Source organism: Cupriavidus sp., from assembly GCF_057315035.1.
On sequence record NZ_DBHKYV010000009.1, the window covers coordinates 37,597 to 60,003 of the forward strand.

The 22,407-nt window shown below is 62.6% G+C and carries 17 protein-coding genes; 8 read left to right on the plus strand and 9 right to left on the minus strand.

All coding sequences use genetic code 11. The annotated features are described in order from the left end of the window. Positions 1 to 71: 71 nt before the first annotated feature. Entirely contained in the window at positions 72 to 1,391 is a 1,320-nt protein-coding gene (locus tag ACO550_RS14170) for an MFS transporter (RefSeq protein ID WP_315593155.1), read from the plus strand. A gap of 21 nt (positions 1,392 to 1,412) precedes the next feature. Here the strand turns inward: ACO550_RS14170 and ACO550_RS14175 are convergent, their stop codons facing one another. Then, complete coding sequence (locus tag ACO550_RS14175) at positions 1,413 to 2,096, minus strand: FCD domain-containing protein (RefSeq protein ID WP_315593154.1); 684 nt, start codon at positions 2,094 to 2,096, stop codon at positions 1,413 to 1,415. Between the two features lie 194 nt (positions 2,097 to 2,290). On the opposite strand from ACO550_RS14175, the gene ilvC reads away from it, so the two are divergent. The 3 genes from ilvC to ACO550_RS14190 all read left to right on the plus strand — a co-directional run bounded on the left by ilvC (position 2,291) and on the right by ACO550_RS14190 (position 6,071). Beyond that, positions 2,291 to 3,307, plus strand: coding sequence for a ketol-acid reductoisomerase (gene ilvC / locus ACO550_RS14180; protein ID WP_315593153.1), 1,017 nt, complete (start codon positions 2,291 to 2,293; stop codon positions 3,305 to 3,307). Between the two features lie 141 nt (positions 3,308 to 3,448). Next, positions 3,449 to 5,002, plus strand: a complete 1,554-nt coding sequence (locus tag ACO550_RS14185) for a Rieske 2Fe-2S domain-containing protein (RefSeq protein WP_315593152.1) — start codon at positions 3,449 to 3,451, stop codon at positions 5,000 to 5,002. 76 nt (positions 5,003 to 5,078) lie between these two features. Beyond that, positions 5,079 to 6,071, plus strand: coding sequence for a 2Fe-2S iron-sulfur cluster-binding protein (locus tag ACO550_RS14190; protein WP_315593151.1), 993 nt, complete (start codon positions 5,079 to 5,081; stop codon positions 6,069 to 6,071). 267 nt (positions 6,072 to 6,338) lie between these two features. On the opposite strand, the gene ACO550_RS14195 is transcribed toward ACO550_RS14190, so the two are convergent. The 3 genes from ACO550_RS14195 to ACO550_RS14205 form a co-directional block, all read right to left on the minus strand. After that, entirely contained in the window at positions 6,339 to 8,783 is a 2,445-nt protein-coding gene (locus ACO550_RS14195) for a TonB-dependent siderophore receptor (RefSeq protein ID WP_315593150.1), read from the minus strand. 133 nt (positions 8,784 to 8,916) lie between these two features. Then, positions 8,917 to 9,891 carry a FecR domain-containing protein gene (locus tag ACO550_RS14200; protein WP_315593149.1) on the minus strand — a complete coding sequence of 325 codons (975 nt, stop codon included), beginning with the start codon at positions 9,889 to 9,891 and terminating at the stop codon, positions 8,917 to 8,919. Next, on the minus strand, positions 9,888 to 10,403 hold the full coding sequence (locus tag ACO550_RS14205) for a sigma-70 family RNA polymerase sigma factor (RefSeq protein WP_315593148.1): 516 nt from the start codon (positions 10,401 to 10,403) through the stop codon (positions 9,888 to 9,890). The genes ACO550_RS14200 and ACO550_RS14205 overlap by 4 nt, the downstream gene beginning before the upstream one ends. A gap of 390 nt (positions 10,404 to 10,793) precedes the next feature. Between ACO550_RS14205 and ACO550_RS14210 the strand changes: the two genes are divergently transcribed. After that, the gene (locus ACO550_RS14210) at positions 10,794 to 11,243 is read left to right on the plus strand and encodes a Fur family transcriptional regulator (RefSeq protein WP_315593147.1); all 450 of its coding nucleotides are present in this window, start codon (positions 10,794 to 10,796) and stop codon (positions 11,241 to 11,243) included. A 105-nt stretch (positions 11,244 to 11,348) separates the two neighbouring features. Beyond that, a complete protein-coding gene (locus ACO550_RS14215) occupies positions 11,349 to 12,083 on the plus strand; it encodes a hypothetical protein (protein ID WP_315593146.1) in 735 nt (244 codons plus the stop codon). A gap of 14 nt (positions 12,084 to 12,097) precedes the next feature. Here ACO550_RS14215 and ACO550_RS14220 read toward each other — a convergent pair whose 3' ends face one another. Beyond that, on the minus strand, positions 12,098 to 12,607 hold the full coding sequence (locus tag ACO550_RS14220; protein WP_315593145.1) for a helix-turn-helix transcriptional regulator: 510 nt from the start codon (positions 12,605 to 12,607) through the stop codon (positions 12,098 to 12,100). Between the two features lie 394 nt (positions 12,608 to 13,001). Between ACO550_RS14220 and ACO550_RS14225 the strand changes: the two genes are divergently transcribed. Together ACO550_RS14225 and ACO550_RS14230 are read left to right on the plus strand one after the other, a co-directional pair. Continuing rightward, positions 13,002 to 15,164: a TonB-dependent siderophore receptor gene (locus tag ACO550_RS14225; RefSeq protein ID WP_315593144.1), complete on the plus strand. Its 2,163-nt coding sequence runs from the start codon at positions 13,002 to 13,004 to the stop codon at positions 15,162 to 15,164. Between the two features lie 5 nt (positions 15,165 to 15,169). Beyond that, positions 15,170 to 15,904 carry a DUF4198 domain-containing protein gene (locus ACO550_RS14230; protein ID WP_315593143.1) on the plus strand — a complete coding sequence of 245 codons (735 nt, stop codon included), beginning with the start codon at positions 15,170 to 15,172 and terminating at the stop codon, positions 15,902 to 15,904. A gap of 64 nt (positions 15,905 to 15,968) precedes the next feature. Here the strand turns inward: ACO550_RS14230 and ACO550_RS14235 are convergent, their stop codons facing one another. The 4 genes from ACO550_RS14235 to ACO550_RS14250 form a co-directional block, all read right to left on the minus strand. Then, positions 15,969 to 18,380 (minus strand): TonB-dependent siderophore receptor, encoded by a 2,412-nt coding sequence (locus ACO550_RS14235; RefSeq protein ID WP_315593142.1) that lies wholly within the window; start codon positions 18,378 to 18,380, stop codon positions 15,969 to 15,971. Between the two features lie 10 nt (positions 18,381 to 18,390). After that, entirely contained in the window at positions 18,391 to 20,640 is a 2,250-nt protein-coding gene (locus ACO550_RS14240; protein ID WP_485994881.1) for a TonB-dependent receptor, read from the minus strand. A 109-nt stretch (positions 20,641 to 20,749) separates the two neighbouring features. After that, positions 20,750 to 21,751 (minus strand): FecR domain-containing protein, encoded by a 1,002-nt coding sequence (locus tag ACO550_RS14245; RefSeq protein WP_315593141.1) that lies wholly within the window; start codon positions 21,749 to 21,751, stop codon positions 20,750 to 20,752. A 22-nt stretch (positions 21,752 to 21,773) separates the two neighbouring features. Next, entirely contained in the window at positions 21,774 to 22,286 is a 513-nt protein-coding gene (locus ACO550_RS14250) for a sigma-70 family RNA polymerase sigma factor (RefSeq protein ID WP_315593191.1), read from the minus strand. Between the last annotated feature and the right edge of the window lie 121 nt (positions 22,287 to 22,407).

Sequence of the window (22,407 nt, forward strand, 5' to 3'; positions counted from 1 at the left end):
CGCATTCCGAGCAGCGCGACGCTGACGCGGCCTTCTCTACATCGATAAATACAGCCCCAAGGAGACACCCCATGCAAACCCCAGTGAGCGTGGCGACGCCCTACGTCGCCACCGAATCGGAAACATATTCCAAGGTCATGTGGCGGCTATTGCCGTTCCTGTTTCTCTGCTACATGTGCGCATACCTGGACCGCATCAACGTGGGGTATGCGAAGCTGCAGATGATGCAGGACCTTGGGCTTAGCGATGCCGTCTACGGCCTTGGCGCGGGGATCTTCTTCGTGGGCTACCTGCTGTTCGAAGTTCCCAGCAACCTGATCCTGCTGCGCGTGGGCGCCAGGCGATGGATCGCCCGCATCATGATCACCTGGGGCCTGATTTCCGCAGCGATGCTGTTCGTCAAGACACCGACGAGCTTCTACATCATGCGCTTTCTGCTCGGCGTCGCCGAAGCAGGCTTCATCCCGGCCATCCTGCTCTACCTGACGTACTGGTTCCCGGCGTCACGCCGCAGCAAGGTCACCGCATTGTTCCTGACAGGCATCCCCATGTCGGGTGTCATTGGCGGCCCGCTGTCTGGCTGGATCATGAGCTCCATGCACGGCTCCCACGGCTGGGCCGGCTGGCAGTGGCTGTTTCTGCTCGAAGGCATTCCCACGGTCATTGTCGGCATCGTCGCGTTCTTCTATCTCGATGACAAAGTCTCGGACGCCAAGTGGCTGAGTTCGTCCCAGAAGGCGATGATCGAAAACAATCTGGCTGCGGAGAGCCGTGGTCACGCGCTGCATTCGGTGCGTGACGGTCTGACCAACCCGAAGATCCTGCTGCTCAGCGTGATCTATTTCTTCTTCACCATGGGGCTCTACGGCGTCAGCTTCTGGTTGCCGACGATCGTCAAGGCCAGCGGCGTTTCCAATCCGCTGGACATCGGCCTGCTGTCAGCCATCCCTTACGCCGCTGCAACCGTTTCGATGATTCTGGTTGGACAGAGTTCGGACAGCCGCGGCGAACGTCGCTGGCACCTGGCGGTACCGGGCGCGCTCGGAGCATTGGGCCTGTGCTTTAGCGTGGCCTATGCGAACAACACGGCCATTGCGATGTTTGCCCTGACCATCGGCACGATGGGAATCATGACCACGATCTCGCAGTTCTGGACCTTACCGCCGGCAATTCTCGGGGGTGCAGCCGCCGCGGCCGGGATTGCGCTGGCCAACTCGGTAGGCAGCATCTCCGGCGTGATCAGCCCGTATCTGATTGGCTGGGTCCAGACTTCGACCGGCACCACTGGCAACGGCGTGCTGGTGCTGGCCGCGAGTCTGGTCATCGGCGCGCTGCTGGTGTTCACCGTACCTGCCGGACTGGTAAACCTCGGCAGGCGGGATCGCCGGTAAGGAACGGAAAGAAGAACTGAGTCAGGCCGTCTGGCGGGTCTCGCCAAAGAACTCGTCAAGACGGTTGGTCAGGTTCTCCCGCGCGCGTGTCGTATGCAGATCCGTCAACTCAGCCGCTCGCGCGGCATCGCCCGCGGCAATGGCTTCCGCGATGGCCTCGTGCTCATCCCAGATGGTCTTGCGTTGCTGCGCCGACGATTGCAGCACGGCGCCCATCGCGCGGCGAAGATGGACCCAATAGTTCTGCGCGCTTTGCTCGAGGAACGGATTGCCTGCGGCACGGTAGATGGCGTGATGAAACTCCATGTCCGCATCGATCATGGCCTTGACGTCCTTGCCCTGGGTCGCGCGCCGGCCGTTGGCAATGATCTTTGGATCGACCTTGAAGTGTTGCTTCGCCGCGAGTCGGGCAGCCAGCGCATCCAGCGAGCCGCGGATTTCATAGAGATGGCCAATCGAGACCGCATCGAGCGGGGTCACCAGCACGCCGCGCCCCGGCGCGTCCTGCACAAACCCGTCCTTCTTGAGGATGCGCAGCGCCTGGATGACCGGAGAGCGCGACACCTGCATCTGCTCGGCGATCTCTTCCTGGGTCAGCCGTGTGCCGGGGGCGAGCGTCCCGTCGCTGATGGCGTCAAGAAGCATCTTGTACACCTCATCGACGTAGTCGGGCCGGGACTGGATCTTGGGAAACGTGGTTGCCATGATGACTGCCTTCTGTCTTCTGCACTCTGTATCCAGACCATTGTGGTCGAGCCGCCGGATCAATGCAATCGCCGCCGCACTGCAGCGGAAGCACCGCTTGACTTTAACCGCTTGACTTTGCCGCGATCCGGCATCAACAATCTGAACTCTGAATACAGAGTTCAGAAATCAAAGTATAGCAACCAAGGAATGGCATGAAAGTCTTCTACGATAAAGATGCGGATATGTCGCTTTTGCGCGAGCGCAAGGTGGCGGTGATCGGCTACGGATCTCAAGGGCACGCGCATGCCCTGAACCTCAAGGACAGCGGCATCGATGTGGTCGTGGGTCTGCGCGAAGGTGGCGAATCCTGGCAAAAAGCCACGGCGGCAGGTCTCAAGGTTGCCCCAGTCGAGCGCGCTGCCGCGCTGGCAGATCTTGTCATTCTGCTGATCCCCGACGAGACCATCGGGCGCGTGTACCGCGAATCGATTGAACCGGTCATCCGCGAAGGAGCCACCCTTGCCTTTGCCCACGGCTTCAACATTCACTACGGGCAGGTCATTCCCCGCAAGGATCTGGACATCGTCATGATTGCGCCGAAGGCTCCCGGCCACACGGTGCGCTCGACCTATGCGGAAGGCGGCGGCGTGCCTGGCTTGATCGCCGTCGCGCAAGACCGGTCAGGGCGCGCTCGCGACCTTGCACTGGCCTACGCCACGGCCATCGGCTGTGGCCGCTCGGGGGTAATCGAAACCAACTTCCGCGAGGAGACAGAGACCGACCTCTTCGGCGAGCAGGCGGTCCTGTGCGGCGGCACCGTCGAGCTCATCAAGGCCGGTTTCGACACACTCGTGGAAGCCGGGTACGCCCCGGAAATGGCTTACTTCGAATGCCTCCACGAACTCAAGCTGATCGTTGACCTGATCTATGAAGGCGGCATCGGCACGATGAACTATGGCATCTCCAACAATGCCGAGTTCGGCGAGTACCTGACCGGCCCGCGCATCGTCACCGACCAGACCCGCGCCGCCATGAAGGCCGTTCTCGAATCGATCCAGACCGGCGAATACGCCAAGTCATTCATCCTGGAAAGCCAGGCGGGCGGCCCTACCCTCCAGTCACGCCGACGTCTGACCGCGGCCCACCAGATCGAAGTGGTCGGCGCGCAACTGCGCGGGATGATGCCGTGGATCCGTAAGTCGGCATTGGTCGACAAATCCAGAAACTGACCACCCGGCAAGACGAGCAAGGCGCCAATTCCCGCGTAAACCCGCACTTACAACGCCGTATTGCGCGCCTAAACTTTGAATACAGAGTTCAGAATTCAGTAGTCAAAGACGACTACGAGATACCCCCTCAGGAGACGCACCATGACCACACCGTTCGACCAACACGACGCCGGCAAGACCACCGGGGGCAACGCCGCTGCTGCCCCCACCGCAAAGAAACTGATTCCTTTCGGCGGCTACTACACGAGCCGCGTGCCAGGCCACGACCCTGAACTCACCGAAACGGGACCGGGCACGCCCACGGGCGAGTACATGCGTCGTTTCTGGCATCCGGTGTGCATGTCGATGGAGCTCACGGACACGCCGCGCTTCCTCAAGATCCTGAGCGAAGAACTCGTGGCGTTTCGTGACGGCAGTGGCCGCGTGGGTGTGCTGCATGCCCATTGCGTGCATCGCGGCGCTTCACTGGAATACGGTGCGATCCAGGAACGTGGCATCAAATGCTGCTATCACGGCATGGTGTTCGACGTGGACGGTGCCTGCCTGCATGTGCCGTTCCCTGAGGGGGAGGAGAAGGAAGCCGACAAGTACGCCTGCTCGATTCGCCAGGGGGCGTACAAGGCCATCGAGCGCAACGGCCTGGTCTTCGCCTATATGGGACCGCCGGAAGAAGAGCCGCCGTTCCCCGAGTGGGAACAGGACTTCACGGTACTGCCTACCGACGAACTGGTGCCGTACAGCAACTTCCAGCACTGCAACTGGCTCCAGGTGCAGGACAACGCCGCCGACAACTTCCACCCCACCGCGCTGCATGCCGCGAAGAACGTCGTGGGTGGCAAGTTCCAGAGCACGACATTCGACGAAGTCGGTGCTGCGTCGATGGAGGTCGCACCGGACATGCAGTTCATTCCAGTGCATCAGGGCCGCGGCCTGGCCTGCGCGGGCGCCCGGCGGGTCGACAAGGACAAGATGTTCCTGCGTATCCAGCACCAGGTCCTGCCGAACCTCAGCCTGCATGCCTATACCTCGGAAGATGGCTCGAAGAAAAAGCTGTTCAGCCGCTTCCACATCATCCGCTGGACCGTGCCCGTCGACGACGAAAACAGCAAGATGATCGGCTGGCGCGTCATGGGTCCCGGCATCGACACGCGCCTGGTGGGCGACAAGAGCATGGTCGGATACGAATCCATTGACTTCCTCGATGGCCAGGTGGCCATGCGCCGGCCCGAGCGGTTCGGCAAGTACAAGCTCGAGGACATGCCGCCGATTCCGCCCAATCACCGCGAGCGCGCCAATTACAAGGATGCCCAGTACGCGCCGGGCGACTACGAGGCCATCATCAGCCAGCGGCCGATCGCGGTGCACTCGCTGGAAAACCCGACCAAGTTCGACGCCGGCCTCTATGCCTTCCGCAAGATGCTGCGCGAGGCGGTGCGCGGCTCCAACGCCGCAGCGGCTGCGCAAGGCTTTGCGCAATGGCTGCGTGACGTCGGTGGCGCACCCAACAGCTACTGCACAGGCAATGTCTTCGAGCTCCCGGAAGCAGCAACGATGGAGCAGGAAGTCGCCAATCGTCGCCTGCTGGCACGCAAGGCTGTGGCAATCATCACGGAGGCTGATGGCCTGAGGGGCGAGGAGCGTGCCGCATTCGTCAAGGCCAGGTTCGATGAACTGGAACAGAGCCTGAAGGCGTAAGCGCACCGTCGCACATGACAACGCCGGGCGGCACCGTACCGCCCGGCCCGATGTACCTGGAGACACGAGGTTCAGCATGAATGCCCCCACCGCCGAGCGCAACGCGCTCACCCACCTGGAACTGGTTCTTCGGCAAGTCCGCATGGAAGCTGCCGGCATCAACTCGTACGAATTTGTGGATCCCGACGGTAACGAGTTGCCGGGCTTCACGGCGGGTGCCCACATCGATGTTCACATCGCCCCCGGCGTCATCCGGCAATATTCACTGTGCAACAACCCCGAGGAGCGCCACCGCTATGTCGTTGCCGTCCTTCGTGACGAAGCAGGTCGCGGAGGCTCGCGTGGCATGCACGAAACCCTTCGCGTTCCGAATCGCGTCAGGGTAAGCGTACCGAGGAACAATTTTCCGCTGGCAGAGGGTGCCAGGAAAATCATCCTGCTGGCCGGCGGCATTGGCGTGACGCCGCTGAAGGCCATGGTCCATCGCCTTGAGTCGAAGTGGATCGACTACGAGTTGCACTACTGCTCAAAGGGCCCGCAGTACGCCGCATTCGAGGCGGAGCTCAAGGGCCTGGCCCGGATCGGAAAAATCCAATGCCACTTCGACGGCGGAAATCCAAAGGATGGGCTCAACATCGCCAAACTGCTGAAGCATCCGGAGCCGGATACGCATGTCTACTACTGTGGCCCCGGCGGTTTCATGCAGGCGTGCGCCGATGCCGCGGCACACTGGCCGCAGGAACTGGTGCATTGCGAACACTTCAAGGCACCGGTTCAGAAGGCGCCGGCCACCACGGATAGTCCGACCGAAGGATACGTGGTCGAACTCGCTCAATCGGGCAAGAAGCTGACTGTCGCACCAGACCAGAACCTCGCCGAAGTCCTTCAGCAAGCGGGCGCACCGTTGGAAACGTCCTGCCAGTCAGGATTGTGCGGCACCTGCAAGGTTCGATACCTGGCCGGTGAAGTCGATCACCAGGACTTCATTCTTGACGAGACCGAACGGCAGACCGTGATGACACCATGCGTGTCCCGATGCTCTGGAGGTACGCTGGTCCTGGACCTGTAACCATCCCCAGCGAGCAAAGCCATGCGCGATGAGTGCGGCCCATTCCTGCACGTGTTCCTGCTGCTCGGCCTGGTTTCGCTGCTGTTGCCTGTCGTTGGAGAGCCGGCCCGGCATACGCTTCACCACCTGCAGTCCTGGATGCGGCAGTCCGTCGACGATCGACTCCAGGATTGTGCGCAGACGACGTGCCGACGCCTGGTTCTGCTTCGGAGGGCGTTGGCCGCCGAGTCGGGCGACCCGCCTGTGCCAACGCTCCCCTCGTCTTCTTTACCAGCGCGTGCTGACAGTAGCCATGACCGTGCGGCCATTGCCGTAGTAGCACTGGATCGTTGAGTTGCAGCCCGCCACGTATTCGCGATCAAAGAGGTTCGACGCGTTCAGTTGCAGCCGCCACCGCGCGCCAAAATCGGCATGCACTGACGCATCGAACAGCACCACGGACGAGACATTGAACGTGTTCGCGGTATCGCCCGCCGTGCTGCCGATATAGCGCACGCCACCGCCGAACCCGAAGCGCACGTCCTGGATTGGCGCGAGCGTGTAGTCAGCCCATGCCGAAGCCATGGTGCGCGGCACGCCGTACGGGCGCTTGCCAAGGTCTGCGCCATTGCTCTGCGTGACTTCCGGATCCTGGTACGTGAAGCTTGCCACCAGATTCAGTCGCGGCAGCGGGCTTGCCTTGGCCTCCAGTTCCACGCCGCGCGAGCGGACTTCGCCGGTCTGGATGGTGTTTGCCGTATTGGCCGGATCGGTCGTCGAGACGTTCTGCTGGGTCAGGTTGAACACCGACAGCGTGACGATGGAGCGGCTGCCCGGGGGCTGGTACTTGATGCCGGCCTCCACTTGCTGGCCCGTGGTGGGCTTGAGCGGTTCGCCGGCCAGGTTGGTGCTCAGCGTCGGCAGGAACGACGTGGAATAGCTGACATAGGGCGACACGCCAACCGGCGCTTCATAGAGCAGCCCGGTGCGCCAGGTGAACTTTGACGGATCCTGGTTGGTCGTCACGCCGGTGCGGTTGTTGAGCGTGCTGGCGCGCGTGAAGTCCTGCCGGCCGGCCAGCGACAGCACCCAATGGCCCCAGCGCAACTGGTCCTGCAGATAGAGCCCCAGTTGCTTCTGCTCCTGATCGGTGCTGGTGGTGGCATTGGCCGGCAACGCCGGGTTGAGTCCGTACACGGGCGCGTAAAGGTCCAGCGACGGACCATTCACGCTCCACACCCGGTTGTGGAAGTCCTGCCACTGCAGGTCCACGCCGGTCACGACCTTGTGTGTCAACGGACCCGTGGCAAAGTCGACCTGCACGTTGTTGTCGACCTGCACGCCATTCAGGTTGGGTTGGGCCTGGTAGGCGGTACGGTTGAGCGTGCGTTGGTCGCTGGCCAGCGAGCGGCCGAACAGCGACTTGTAGTCGAGGTCCAGATGCGTGAAGCGTACGTTCTGGCGGAACACCGCGTTGTCGGCGAAGCGGTGTTCGAGCCGATACCCCACCGCCGCCTGGGTCTTGTAGTACTTGTCGAACGCAGGATCGCCGGTCAGCAGGCTGCGTGGAATCTTGCCGTAGCGCGACGGGGTGACCATGCCGATCGCCGGGCCGTAGCTTGCGGACGAGCCCATGTCATCGTAGAGAAACGTCGCCGACAGCGTCAGGCTCGTGACGCCGTTGGGCCGCCATGTGAGCGACGGATTGAGGTTGATGCGGTTGTCGGTAACGTTATAGGTCTGGGTATTGCTGAGCCGCCCCAGGCCGTTCACGCGGTACAGCAGCGTACCGTCCTTGTCGAGCGGCCCGCTGAAGTCGAAACGTGCCTGGCGCCGGTCATGCGAGCCGTAATCGATTGCCAGTTCGTGATACGGCTCGGCCAGCGGGTCTTTGCTGATGAGGTTTACAAAGCCGCCAAGATTGCCGGCGCCATACAGCACCGAACTCGGGCCCCGCAATACCTCGACCCGCTCTACCGATGACGGGTCGACGCGAAACGCGGCGTAGCTGCCCGCGCGATTGGCAATCTGCGGTACGCGCAGGCCATCCCAGTAGACATCGGCGTTGAAGCCGCGAATATAGAACCAGTCGGCGCGCGGATCGGCGCCATACGGGTCGGCGTTCACGCCTGCGGTGTACTTGAGCGCGTCGCTGACGGTCTGGACGGCCTGGTCGGACATCTGGTCGCGCGTGATCACCGACACCGACTGCGAAGTCGCCATCAGGCTGGTATCCGACTTGTTGGCCGTGGCGGACTCCCTGGCCACATAGCCTGTCACGGCGCTTCGGCCGCTTTCGCCAGCGGCCGTCACGGTAACCGTCGGCAGGCGGGTCTCGGCGTTGCTGCCCGGGGTGCCGCCTTGCAGTGCAACCGGGCGCGACAGGATATAGCTGCCGTCAGGCCGTTGCACCAGATTCAGTCCGCTACCGGCCATCAACTGTTCGATGGCCTCGCGCGGCGTATGGCTGCCCTTCAGGCCGGGACTGGTCAGCCCGTCGGTCAAGGCCGGGTCGAACGACAGTGCAATGCCGCTTCGCGCCGCGAACGTGGATAGCGTGCGTCCCAGGGGCCCCGACGGTATGTCGTAGGCCTGGCGAGCGGCCACGCCCGAGGTCGATTGCGCGTGTGTGAGCGCAGGCGCGCCGGCGCCGGCCAGCGACATGGCCAGAACGGCCAGCCTGACGGCGCGATGGATGGGACGCTCGGGCGTTTGGGAGCGGGAGACAGCCATGAAAATCGGTCCTTTTCGTTGCTCGACGGTTTGCGGTAGGAAGGTGTTTCACTTCCCTTGCCAGCCGGGCGCGCGAAAAGTACCAGGGGAAACGCAGAAAAATTTGTAACAGCGGCGGAAAGACTCAGTTGATTCAGTTGTCGCGGGTGCGCGGCACCAGCGTGACCCACAAGCGGGTACGGAGCACGACGTCGACCGGATAAGTGGCCATCAGCATCGACAGCGTCCGGTCCGTATCGCCGATGGGCAATGCCCCGGACACGGGCAGTGCCGCGATGGCCGGATCGCAGCGCACGATGCCGCTGCGGTACCGCCCCAGTTGGGCCGCCACCTGGGCCAACGGCATACGGTCCGCCACCAGCATGCCGCGCGTCCACGCAATGGCACTGTCATCGGCGGCAACCGGTGGTTCGACGCCCGAAGCCGTGAAACCCGATTGCTCGCCGGCCCGCAGCACGCGCGCCGATGCGCCCTGTTCGCGCGGCTGTACGCGCACCGCGCCTTCGAGCACGGCTACCCGGGTCCGGTCGCCCTGCACCTGCACGTCAAAACGCGTTCCAAGGGCTTCGAGCTGGCCCTGAGCCGTACTGACGATAAATGGGCGATGTACGGCAGCCGGGTCTGGCGCGGTCTCGACAAGGATCTCTCCGGCGCGCAGTTCTACCCGACGTTGCTGCGTGTCGAACGCCACGTCGATGGCGCTCATCGGGCCCAGCGTGATGCGGGTGCCGTCCGCCAGGCGGAATTCACGCTGCTCCGCGCGCCCGGTACTGTGCGTGGCGACCCATTGCTCCCAAGGTGCCAGCCTCGCCACCGCCCAGGCGGCCGGCGCCACCGCCAGCCATCCAGCCAGGCGTGCTACCGCCTTGCGGCGCGCCAGACTGTTCGGCCGGTCCAGCGCACGCATGGCAATGCCAGGCGGCAGGGTGCCCAGCATGCTCATGAGCCGCTCCGCGCGCACCCATGCCTGCGCATGCGAGGCACTTTGCGCTTGCCAGCGCGCGCACGCCGCGCGATCTTCGGCGCTGGCGTTGGTGGCATGCAACCGCATCAGCCAATTGGCTGCCTCGTCGAGAATGCGGGGATCGATCCCGGCTTCATGCGTCATGACATCGCTCCCAGGCAAACCCGGAACGCTTGCTGCATATAACGCTTGACCGATGTCAGCGAGACACCAAGCCGGTCGGCAATCTCCTCGTACTTCATGCCTTCGAGCTGCGACAGCAGGAAGGCGCGCTTGGCGCGTGGCGACAAGGCATCGAGCATGGCGTCGATTTCATGCAATGCCTCCAGCACGATGGCCCGGTCTTCAGGCGAAGGCGCCAATGGCTCCGGGCAGGCTGCCAGCGCCTCAAGGTAAGACCGTTCAAGCGACTGCCGCTGCAGCCAATTGATCATCAGGCCCTTGGCAACGGTGGTCAGGTAGGCGCGCGGTTCATGCACCGCGGTCAGGTCCCGGGTCCCCGCAAGGCGCGTAAAGGTGTCTTGCGCCAGGTCGGCAGCATCGGCCGCACTCCCGCCATATCCGAGCCGGCGCTGGAGCCAGTGATAAAGCCAGCCGTGATGGGCGCGATAAAGCGCGCCAAGATCGCGCGCGGAGGAAGGCGGACTGCCGGACATGTCGATGCTGCCGAACCTCGACATTGCTGAGCGATGTCAGGTACGACAAGGAAGCGATTAGGTAGATTGACCCGATGCCGCACTGAAAACAGTGCGACGAGTTGATTTGCGAATAATTATCATTTGATTTTAGCCGCGACTGCAGCTTCGGGGCAAGCCGACGAGCCTCATCGCGGCCCGCCCTTGCCCCGACTCATGTTGCGGCAACGTGGAATTCCGGCGGTACAAACGTACAAAGGCACCGGTACAAATGTCCCAATCCACCGGAATGCACCTTGCGCACCGCTCGCTGTCCGGCCTACGCTGGTCAGCCTTCAATGCCGCTGCCACCGGCGCCACCCTCCTCACCCTTGCGAGTCGGTCGAACATATGGGAGCCATGATTTACCCGATGTCCAGCGAAACGCACCAGTCCTCGGCACGACTGCTGGAACGTCATTGGGTCGCGGCAACCCCGGCCAGGGTCGCAGTCCTGAATGCACTCCTGCGTAGTGCAACCCGACATCTGAGCGCGGAACAGTTGTGCGCGAGCATGCTGGAAAGCGGTGAGTTGTCTGGGGTATCCACGTTAAAGAACGCCGTCTACGAACTGGCAAGCCTTGGCGTGCTGGCGCGCGTGCTGGTGCAGGAAAGGAATAATCGGACGCAGACGTTCTACGAGCTCGCCGACCAACCGTTCCATCGGCACCTGTATTGCGTTCGCTGCGGGTCCATCGACGAGATCCTTGACGAAACTTTCGAGAAAGCGCTGCTGGGACACTTTCAGGCTCACGGACTCAAACCCGCAAACGTAGACCTGGCCATGGTCGGGACATGTGCAGGCTGCAGCGGCCCGCGCTGAGCCGGGTTACCTGTAAAGGTGGTCTGTTCTGGATTCTCGCGTGACATAGCAGTTGAGACCCTTCGTCTCACGCCACGCAATCGCCATTCGCAATCGGATCCAGTCATGCCATTCCAGAATCGTCCCTACCTTGTTCGACGCATATTCCGCCAACCAAACGCACTGCTTGCTGTGCTGTGTGCCACCGGAACGATCTGGTCTGCGTCAGTGTGTGCCGCCAGCGGCAACATTGCACTCGTCACGCAGGTATCCGGCCCCAATGCGACCGTGGACCAGATGGTGAAGCAACATCTGGAATCACGCGGCTATCACGTCAGTATCCACAATCAGGATGTCTCGCCGGATGCTGTGGCCGACACTGATTGCGTCATCCTGTCCTCGAACGTGTCCGCGAAGTCGATGAAGGCCGGCTGGAAGCAGCTTCAAGTGCCGCTCATGACCTGGGAGAACGACTATCTCGATGATCTGGCGATGACCGGCAAGCGCCACGACACGGACTTCGGCGAAGTGCCGCGCGAACGCTATGTCTGGCTGGTCAATGCCCCGCATCCGGCGGCCGCAGGGCTTCCAGCGGGCGTGGTGAACGTGTACCAGAAGCAGGCGGCCATGAGTTGGGGCAAGCCGGGGCTTGGCGCGAGCACCATTGCCACGCTTTACGGACAGCCAGACAAGGCAGCGGTTTTCACGTACGAGAAAGGCGCCACCATGGACTACGAGGCCATCGCGCCGGCACGTCGCGTAATGTTCTTCCTCGACAACGAGACGTTCCCGAATCTCTCGCCTGAAGGCCTCAGGCTATTCGATGCCACCCTTGATTGGGCGGCGCAGCGGAAGCGTTAAACCACGCCATGCGCTCAGTGGGCAAACTGGCTGCTCGGTGGCACCAGCAGGTCTTCAAGAAAGTAGGCAGCCAGCTGATGCCGGCCATTGAGATTCGCTTTCGCGTACACATTGGCCGCGTGCTGGCGAACCGTCTTGGCACCACTGTTTCTGGCCTGGGCGATTTCCTCGAGGGAAAGTCCCTTTACCAGTAGCAGTGCAACGTCCTTTTCCGACGGCGTCAGCTTCCAGGAATCGAACTGCGTCTGCATGGTCTGCAGGAAATGCCGCGTCGACTGCTGGGATACCTCGTCCCGCTCGGCCACCGCGCGCTGCGCCGCCTCGGCCGAAGCCTTGAGATTTGCAAATTCCTTTGCCGCTCGTCGCCGTTCCCGGATCACGACGAAAAGAATCGCGATGAATGCGAGGGTCGCGACCGTTTCAGTCATTACGTGAAAGTCGGCACCGTTGGAAAACAGCTGGTAGAGATCCCATGCCTGATAGGCAGGAAAAACAATCAGCAGCAAAGCGAGTTTGATCGGCATGGTCGCGAATTCAGGACGTGGATTCCCTGTCACCGTGCTCGACGGTTCCAAAAGGCATACAAATGTAACTGATTCTCACTTAGGACGGAAGAGGCGACTGGCATCTCAAATGCCAAAAAGAAACTTATAAGGCATCTGAAACACACGGGACATATGCCCTGTGTTGCAAAAGTTCATCGAAATCCGCCCGGCAAACGACCAGTTTCTACGGGACAAAGGTCCGAGGGGCGCACTAGTCGGATTGTTGCTGCAAATGATTCCCATTAGGTTTCATGGGCTGGCTCCGCATTTCTCGCGGTGCAACTGGCCCGAATTCCGGCGTCCTTGCGCAGTAACTCCGCAGTAACGCCGCAGTAACGCTTCCAACATTTCCGACTCCAACCGTCCTACGTCAATGTCCCGTCCTGCCCGCCGCGGTCACTCGCCACGCCCCACTGTCATCGCCACTCTGGCGTACGCCCTGATCGCTGGCCTGCCCGCCGTCGCACTGGCCCAGTCCAACCCCTCGGAGCAGACGTTGCCGCCGGTGACGGTCTCGGGCGGAAAGGTTCTGCCCGGCAACCCCAACGAATCGGTGACTACCGGCACCAAGACCGACACGCCGCTGCGCGATATCCCGGCCGCCATCACCGTGATTCCCGAAGACGTGCTGCGCGACCAGGGCGCCATCGACATGAACTACGCGCTGCAGAACTCTGCCGGCGTGCAACCGCAACTCGCTGGCGGTTACGGTTTCGCGAACAACTACACGATCCGCGGCCTGGCCATGCGCTTCCTGCGCGACGGCTATATCGACGGCCCGAGCCAGAACGGCTACTACCGGACCATGTATGACGTGGACCGCATCGAAGTGCTCAAGGGCCCGGGTTCGGCGCTCTACGGCTCTGGGCAGCCCGGCGGCACGGTGAATATCGTCACCAAGCAGCCGCAGCCGAAGTTCAGCGCCGAAGTCGGCGCCTTTGGCGGCAGCTTCGGTACCTGGGGTACCTATGTGGACGTGGGCGGCCCGGTCAGCTCGCAGGTCAACGCACGCCTGATCGCCGACTATGAGAAAAGCGATGGCTATCGCGGCCTTGGACGCGACATCCGCGAAGTCTCGCCGTCGTTCAGCTGGGCGTACGACACCAACAAGACGCTGACGATCGACTACGACCACCGCGACATCAGCATCGTCCCGGACAACTACGGTATCGTCTTCAACAACCAGGGCAAGATCGCCAGCGCACCGCGCGACTCGCGTTACTACAGCCCGTTCAACGACACGCGCCAGCTGATCGACCGCGTCACGGTCAGCCACGACTGGCGCATCGATCCCGCGCTGACCATGCGCACGGCGTTCATCTACGACGAACGCTCGCTCGACATGACCCGCAACGCGGGCGGCAATGGCGGCAATGCGCAGAACCAGATGACCGGCCGCAATGCCCGGACGCAGTCTGACGACGGACACTTCATCCTGGCCCAGAATGAACTGGTCTGGAAGACCCGCACCGGCCTGGTCGACCACACGGTGCTGTTCGGCCTGGAATACTCGGACACGCATATCAACACGGTCCGCACCGGCTACAACCTGCCCGACATCCTCAACATCAATGCCCCGGTCGTCCGCGAGACGACACTGGCCGGCATTCCCGCGGTTCCCGCGCAAGGCTTCAATCGCGTGCTCAAGCAGGAAGACGTAGGTGTCTACCTGCAGGACCAGCTGGCCTTTGGCGAGCACTTCAAGCTGCGCGGCGCGGTGCGGACCGACCGCGTCAAGTTCAGCGACGTCGGCACCCAAGGCACGTCGTTCCGCTCGATTGGCGACACGCAGAACCTGACCTCGGGTTCGCTGGGCGGCGTCTGGCAACCCACGCGCGCGCTGTCGTTCTACGCCGGCGTATCGACCAGCAAGTTCATCAATGTCTCCACCGAACCGGCGGCACTGTCCACCGAGCCCGAAAAGGCCCTGCAGAAGGAAATCGGCGTCAAGGCCGAGTTTCTGGACGGCAAGCTGAATACCAATGTGTCGCTGTTCGAAACCGAGCGCAAGAACTACTACATCACGCTGCCGGGCGCTTTGAGCCCGACACCCGATGGCCGCGACAAGAGCCGCGGCGTGGAGCTGGAACTGTCGGCCCTGCCGCTGCCCGGCTGGACCATCCTGGCCAACTTCGTGCTGCAGAACGTGGAAGTGGAATCGAACGCGCTGGCATCGAACGCCGTCATGGGCGTGACCAACCGCAGCATCGCCGGCACCCGACCCGCCGGCGTGTCCCGTACCGGCGGCCGCCTGTGGACCACCTATGACTTCCAGCAGCAGGCGCTGCACGGCTGGGGCGTGGGCCTGGGGCTGACCTACAAGGGCGACAGCTACGCCGATTCGCTGAACCTGTACCAGGTGCCGTCGTACGTGGTGCTCGATGCCGCCATCTACTATCGTCAGAAGAAGTTCGACGTCACGCTGAACCTGCGCAACCTGACTGACAAGACTTATTATGTCTCGCCGACGTTCTCGGGCGCCCTGCCCGGCGACAAGCGCAGCGCCATGCTGACGGCACGCTACCGCTTCCAGTGAGGACCATGATGAAACGCCATTCACTTCTTGCCGGCCTGGCACTGACGCTCATTGCCGCCGTGCTCCCTTCGGCAGTCCAGGCCCATTACCTGTGGCTCGAACAGGACAAGGCGGGGGGACACCTCTACTTTGGCGAGTACGAAGAGATGCTGCGCGAGCGGTCTCCCGGCCGTCTCGATGAGATGCCGGCACCCGAGCTTCGTGCCGTAACCGCTTCGGGTCAGACCAGCGCGGTACAGGCAAAGCGCGAGGCGGGCGGATTTGCGTTCGCGCGCCCTGCACGCGGCACCACCATCGTGGCTACCGAGGGCGCCTACGCCGTCAAGGACTGGACCCGTGCGGGCATCGGCATCGTCAAGCCGATGTTCTACGCCCGGCTGGTCGATGGCGTGCCCGCCAGCGATGCGGAAGCGATGACCCTCGACATCCTGCCGACCGCCAACGCCGGCGAGTTCCGGGTTCTGTTCCGCGGCACGCCGCTGGCTGCCACGGACGTGCGCATCATCGCGCCGAATGCCTGGACGCGTGAGGCAACCACCGGCAAAGACGGCAAGGTGCAATTTGCGTTCCCGTGGCGCGGCCAGTACATCCTGCACGTCGTGCATCTGGAGAAGACTCCCGGTACATACAACGGCACTGCCTACGAGGCCTTGCGCCATCGCACCACGGCTACCGTCAATGTCCCGGGCGGTCCTGCAACCCAGGTCCCGGTGAAATGGGGCTCTTCCCAGCCTCATTGAGGTTTGCCGCCAGCCCGCCGCACATCCATGGCGGGCTAGGCAGCGCCTGAGCTTCACCACATGCTCAGAACCCCACGGTAACCGACGCCAGAACCGTACGCGGGTCGGCCTGCGCCAGCCCGCCGTATGCGTCAACCGCCGCCCATCCCCGCCGATTCAGGACGTTGCGCATCACCAGGCGTACAGTGGTCGGGTAGCGATCGCCGGTCAGGCGATATCTCGCACCAAGGTCCCAGCGGGTCCATGACGGGATTCGTTGTGTGTTGGCCGCATCCACATACTGACCGTCGTTGTAGGTCACGTAGGTGGTAAGTGTCAGTCCCGGAATCCCGGGAGCATCAAGTTCAGCGCCCAGATTGGCTTGCCAGGATGGCACGCCAATCGGCGTCTTGCCGGACAACGTCGGGCTTCCTGAGATCGACGCGTCGACCCACATGGCACTGGCGTTGAGACGCAATCCCGGAACAATTTCGTCACGCAGCGCCAGCTCCAGGCCACGATTGCGCTGCTCGCCATCAGCGGCGAAGCGCGTCCCCGTCATCACGCCGCTTACCTTGCTGATCTGGAAGGCGCTGAAGCTGGCGACGAGATTCTGCCGTGCCAGCCTTACGCCGATCTCATACTGGGTGGAACGGTATGGCGCCAGCACCTCGCCCGCATTCGCGGCACTGGTCGGCGCGGTATCTCCCTTGCTCAGGCCTTCGACGCGGTTCGCATACAGTGACACCGACTGGCTCGGCCTGAAGACGATACCCAGCATCGGCGTGACCGCCCCCTTGTCATAGTGGGCGACGACGCTACCATCCGGGTTGAAATTGTCGGAGCGGATTCTCTGGTAGCGAAACCCTGCCGTGACCTGCAAGGCCTGATCGAGCAGGCCGACGGTGTCGACCAGCGACAAGCCTGTCAGGTATGTCGAGGACACCTTCGGCACGCTCGCAGGCTCGGGAATCGACTGGGAAGGCAACGTGACCGGATCATAGAGATTGGTGAGCGACGTCAGCGAAGAATTCACCAACCCGCGATTGAGCTGGTCCCGATACCCGCTGATGGCCAGCGCCATCCGATGGGTCGCCGGGCCGGTATCGAAGCGCCACCGCGCCCCGGCTTCCGCAGTTGCCCTGGCGACTTCGAACCGGTAGTTCGTATCGAATACCGAGACATCCCCGGCTTCGTTGATGATGGTGGGTGTGATGGCGAACACGCGCGCAACACGCGTGCTACCGCCCCCAGCATGGGCATACAGTTGGACGCGCTCGTCCACGTCGTAGGTGACGCGTGCGAGCACCGAGCCGTCATTGATCCTCGATGACTCCCATGACTGGGAAATATTGCGATGCCCGTCGGGAGCCTCTGGAACGGCAATGCCAGGGATGATATGTACCAGCCGGAACGGCGCCGAAATGGTCTCGTGCTGGCCGATGAGGTCGAGACTCGCCTGCAGGCGCCTGCCTCGAAAGTCCAGCGCCAGCGCGCCTGAGCCGGCGTTGCGATGCTGATGGTCCAGGCTGGTGTCCCCAGCCCGATACGCGCCGTTGAAGCGCACCCCAAAAGCCCGCTCGTTGCCGAATCGCCTGCTTACGCCGACTGAAGTTCCGAACTGAGCCACGGAGCCGTAGTCCACGCCGAGTTCGGTGAGATCCGTGGCTTCTGCCCGCTTTGGCACGATATTGATGGCCCCGCCAATGCTGCCGCCCGGTGACATGCCATACAGCAGCGTGGTTGGCCCCTTGACCAGTTCGATTCTCTCGACGTACCCGGTCGCGACACGATAGTTCGAGGCGATGCCGTAGACGCCATCAAAGGCAATTTCCCCGAAGTTTCCATTGCTGTACGGGAATCCACGAATCGTGAACGCATCGAGAATGCCGCCCGGTTTGCTGACCGAGCGCACCGAAGCATCGGTGTCGACCACATCGGCAACACTGGATGCCTGGAGATCCTTGATGGCATTGGCATCGAAACTACTCGTGCTGACCGGTGCATCCATGCCATCGACATCGCCAAGCAGCCCAAGATTCGCGGCCCGTCGGATATCCGTATCATGCGAACGTGAATCGCCACTGGCGCGTCCGACGACTGTCACGGTTGGCAACGTCGGGGCGCCTTCGCCTCCTTCAGCCCGTTCAACCGGACCGGCCTGCCTGCGTATCGCGTACCCGCCATCGCGCAGATCGACAACCTCGAAACCTGTGCCATCAAGCAGCTTGCGTATGCCCCCGACCACGCTGTAGTGCCCCACCAGCCCGGCACTCTGGTTTTTCCGCAATGCTTCGGCCTCAAAGACCAGATCGATCCTTGATGCCGTAGCAAACTCGATAAGAACCTTGTCGAGTGGTCCGGGCTGTATCGAATACAGTCGGACTGCGGCCACGCCCGCTTGCATCGGGTCAGCGGCCGCGCAGTCCTGCGTGCCCATGGCAACTACCATCGCGGTCGCAACCCAGGCCAAGGCCTGGCGATGGTTCATCGACATGGGGCCTGCATCAGAAATCCACCGTCACAGATCCCAGGAAGGTGCGCGGCGCACCTTGCGAAATGGTGCTGTACGACGCCACGCCACCCCAGTAGTTTTTGTCGAACGCGTTGATGACCGTGGCGCGGAACGTGGTTGCCTTGCCAGCCACCCTGGTGCGATAGCGGGCACCAAAATCGAACGTGGTCCACGATGGCACCGACTGCGTGTTGGCCTGGTTGACGTAAACGCGTCCGGTGTAGTTGACGGCACCGGTCAGGGTCAGCCCCTGAAGCCACGGCAGATCCCATTCCGCGCCAAGGTTTGCCATGAAGTCAGGCACGCCCACCGGTCGATTGCCTTGCGTCGTGGCGCTGTTGGTCTTGGTCAGCTTGCCGTCAAGCCAGGTCACCCCACCCAGCAGTCGGACACGACGAACGACTTCACCGGAGACCGTCAACTCCAATCCCTGGTTGCGCTGCTCGCTGTCGACGGCATAGACGGTGCCAAACAGCTGGCCGCTTGGCTTCGTCATGCGGAATGCGGCCAGCGTCGCCATCAGCGAACCCGCATCAACCTTGACACCTACTTCCTGCTGCTTGGTCTTGTACGGAGCAAAGACCTGGCCTGCATTGGAAGCGGTGGTCGGCGCGATATCTCCCTTGCTCAGCCCTTCGACATAGTTCGCATAGAACGAAACATTGCGCCACGGCTTGAAGACGATACCGGCCAGCGGCGTGACGGCATTCTCGTCGTAGCTCGAAGACTTGGCGCCGGTCGCGGTGTTGTAGTTGTTCGACTCGACCTGCTGGTAGCGCAGGCCAACCGTCAGCGCCAGGCGGTCGTCGAGGCCGCTAAGCGTGTCCACCAGCGCCACGCCCGACAAGGTCGAGTCCGAAACCTTGGGCACATACTTGGGCGGCGCAATCGACTGCTCCGGACGTACCACCGGGTTGTAGATGTTCGACTGGACTGGCGTGCCGGCGACGTTCGCATTGGCGATGCGGTCCGAATAGAAGTTGCCCTGCAAAGCGAGCGTATGCTTGACGGGACCGGTATCGAATTTGGCGCGTACGCCCGTGTCGAACGACATCCGGTTCACCTGGAACCGCCAGTTCTGAACGGCAGTGGACGTGTCACCGGCCGCGTTGAGGATGGTTGGCGTCTGGTCGGAAAGCCGCGATACGTCCGACCGTGTCCCACCGGCATCGGCGTAGACGGTCACATTGTCCGCAACGTCGTACTCGACGCGCAGCAACGTCGACACGTCGTTGGACTTCCACCACCCCCATGGCTGGGTGATATTGCGCCGGCCGTCCGGTGCCGCCGGAACGTTGATACCGGCAGCCACCAGGAACGGACGCGTCGGTGCGTCGATCCACTGGTACTGCTCGATCAGGTCGAGCGACGCGCGCAGGCGATCGCCGCGATAGTCCACCGAAACGGCCGCGACTTCGCTGCGCGACTTCTGGTTGTCCAGCGGTGTTCCTCCCTGACGATGCAGGCCGTTGAAGCGAACGCCCCACTCCTTGTCCTTGCCCCAGCGACGGCTCAGGTCGACTGCCCCGCCCACCTGCGCATCCGACGCGTAGTCGAGCGTAAAACGTGTCAGGTCGGTATTGCCGGCGCGTTTCGGTACCAGGTTGACCACGCCACCCACCCCGCTATTCGGAGACATGCCGTAGAGCATAGCCGCCGGGCCTTTCAGCACCTCCACGCGTTCGATGTATTCCGGGAACAGGTGGTAGTTCGGCGAAACGCCGTACACCCCGTCGAATGCAACCTCCGACAGGTTGCCTTCGTTGATCGGAAAGCCACGAATCATGAACGAATCGGTGACCCCGCCAGTCTGGCCGGTGAATCGAATCGATGGATCGGCGTTCAGCACATCGGCCAGCGTCACGGCTTGCTGGTCCTCGATCCGCTGCGCGGTGTAGCTGGTTGTCGAGAACGGGGTATCCATGGTGCCGCGGTTTCCGAGCAACCCAAGCCGGCCGCCACGGGCAGTCTGGCCGCCAGTGTAGGCGGCGGGAAGCTCGGTGGCATCATTGGCGGCTGCCTTCACCGTAACGGCAGGCAGCACCGTTTCCGACGGCTGTTCCGCGGCAGCCTGGGCCCAGGCGTCGAATGACGCGGCACCCGAGCCTACGGCCACGCAGAGCATCGCCTGATGCAGCGCGGCAGTCACCGGTTTCAGCTTCAGCTTTGGCTTCAGGGTTGGTCGGCATGCAGTATTGGTGCGGACATGGGATGGCTGGCGAAGTGATTGCGATGACGGCATGGTGCTCAAAAGTCCAGGGCAGGTTAAAGGGTGTTCCTGCAATCCAAGCCGGACAGCGGGCCCGAATCCCCTCAATTCACCTCGAACTAATTTGTAACAATGCCATGCATCACGCCTTGGACGCGGGTCCCACCCGGACCCAGTAGCGCGTGAAATACGAAACCCGGATCGGCAATGCCTTCTCCAGGAAGCGCAACGTGCGATCGGTGTCGTCGATCCGGTACGCGCCCGAAATGGTCAGGTCCGCTATGGCCGGATCGCAATCGATGCGCCCGTGCCGGTATCGTCCAAGCTCGGCCAGCACATCTGCCAGGCGCATATCGCTTCCCGACAGCAGTCCGTTCGCCCAGCTATCCGGCGACAGTGCCACCGCCGCGCGCTCGGAACTCGACGCCTGTGTCATCTGCCACGTCGTGCCGGCGTTGGCAACCGACTGCGCCTCGCCATTGCCGGCGTGCAGCGCCACGGCGCCCTCCTGAACGCTCACCCGCGCGAAATCATCGTCGAGGCGCACCGCGAAACGTGTGCCGAGCGCGCGCATCGTCCCGAACGAGGTACGCACCCGGAAAGGTCGCCGGATTCCACGCTGCACATACTGATCGTCGTGACCGGTGGTCACGAGAATCTCTCCACGACGAAGCACCACATCGCGGCGCTCGGCATCGAACCGCATATCGAGCGCTGTATCCGTGTTGAGAATGACCACCGTCCCATCGTCCAGCACCAGCCTGCGCTGCTCGCCTACCCCAGTACTGGCTTCGGCGACCCATCGCTGCCATGGGGCATGGCGGTACCCGGCCGACAGGCCCAGTACCGAAATTCCACCGAGCGCCAGCACCTTGAGCGCCTGCCGTCGGCCAGCCTGACGGCGGGCACGGATTGCATCGGCAGTGCTGAAGGTTTCCAGTGCAAGCGGCGCAGGCACGCGGGGAAAGCCGTCGCGTAGCGACTGCACGCGCTGCCAGGCCAGCCTGTGACGCGGATCCGCGCTTTCCCAGACATGGAAGCGTCGGCGCGTGTCGTCGCTGGGCTCGTTGAACAGCAAACGGACTGCCCAGTTGATGGCCTCGTCGACAATCTCGGACGGAAGCTCGTGGTGCGAGCCTGACATCGGGGCTGAGATCTCGGCCAACTTAGTCGCTGCCAAAGCGCATCTCGTAGCATCGCCGCAATGCCTGGCTGATATACCGCTCAACCGTAGCCAGCGACATACCGATGCGTTCAGCGATTTGCGGACAGGTCAATCCATCGAGCTGCGCCAGCAGGAAGGCGTGGCGGACGCGTGGCTTCAAGGTATCGAGCATGCGGTCGATTTCCATCAGCGTCTGAAGGAAATGCAGTCTGCTCTCGGGCGACGGAGCATGCGCCTCCGGCAAATGCGCAAGCGTTTCAAGCCACGCCTGCTCCAGCTCGCGCCGTCGCCAGAAGTCGATCACGAGTCCGTTGGCGATGGTGCCAAGGTAGGTTCGCGGCTCCCGAACCTCCGCAACCTTCCGGTGCAGCAGGCGGACGAACACGTCCTGGGCCAGGTCTGCCGCGTCGCAGGCATTGCCTATTTTCCGCAGCAACCAGCCCTGCAGCCATGCGTGATGATGGCTGTACAAGGCATCGACGTGCGAATGGGTTCCCGGGTCGATGGCTGTCATAAGACGGCAACCATGAACCAATGGCGATGCGGAACCAGGTGTTTGTAGCAGACAATCGCCATTTGAATAACTCAGGCCAGCCTGCGGCACAGGCTGTTTCTCATGCGAACCCGGCAAATGT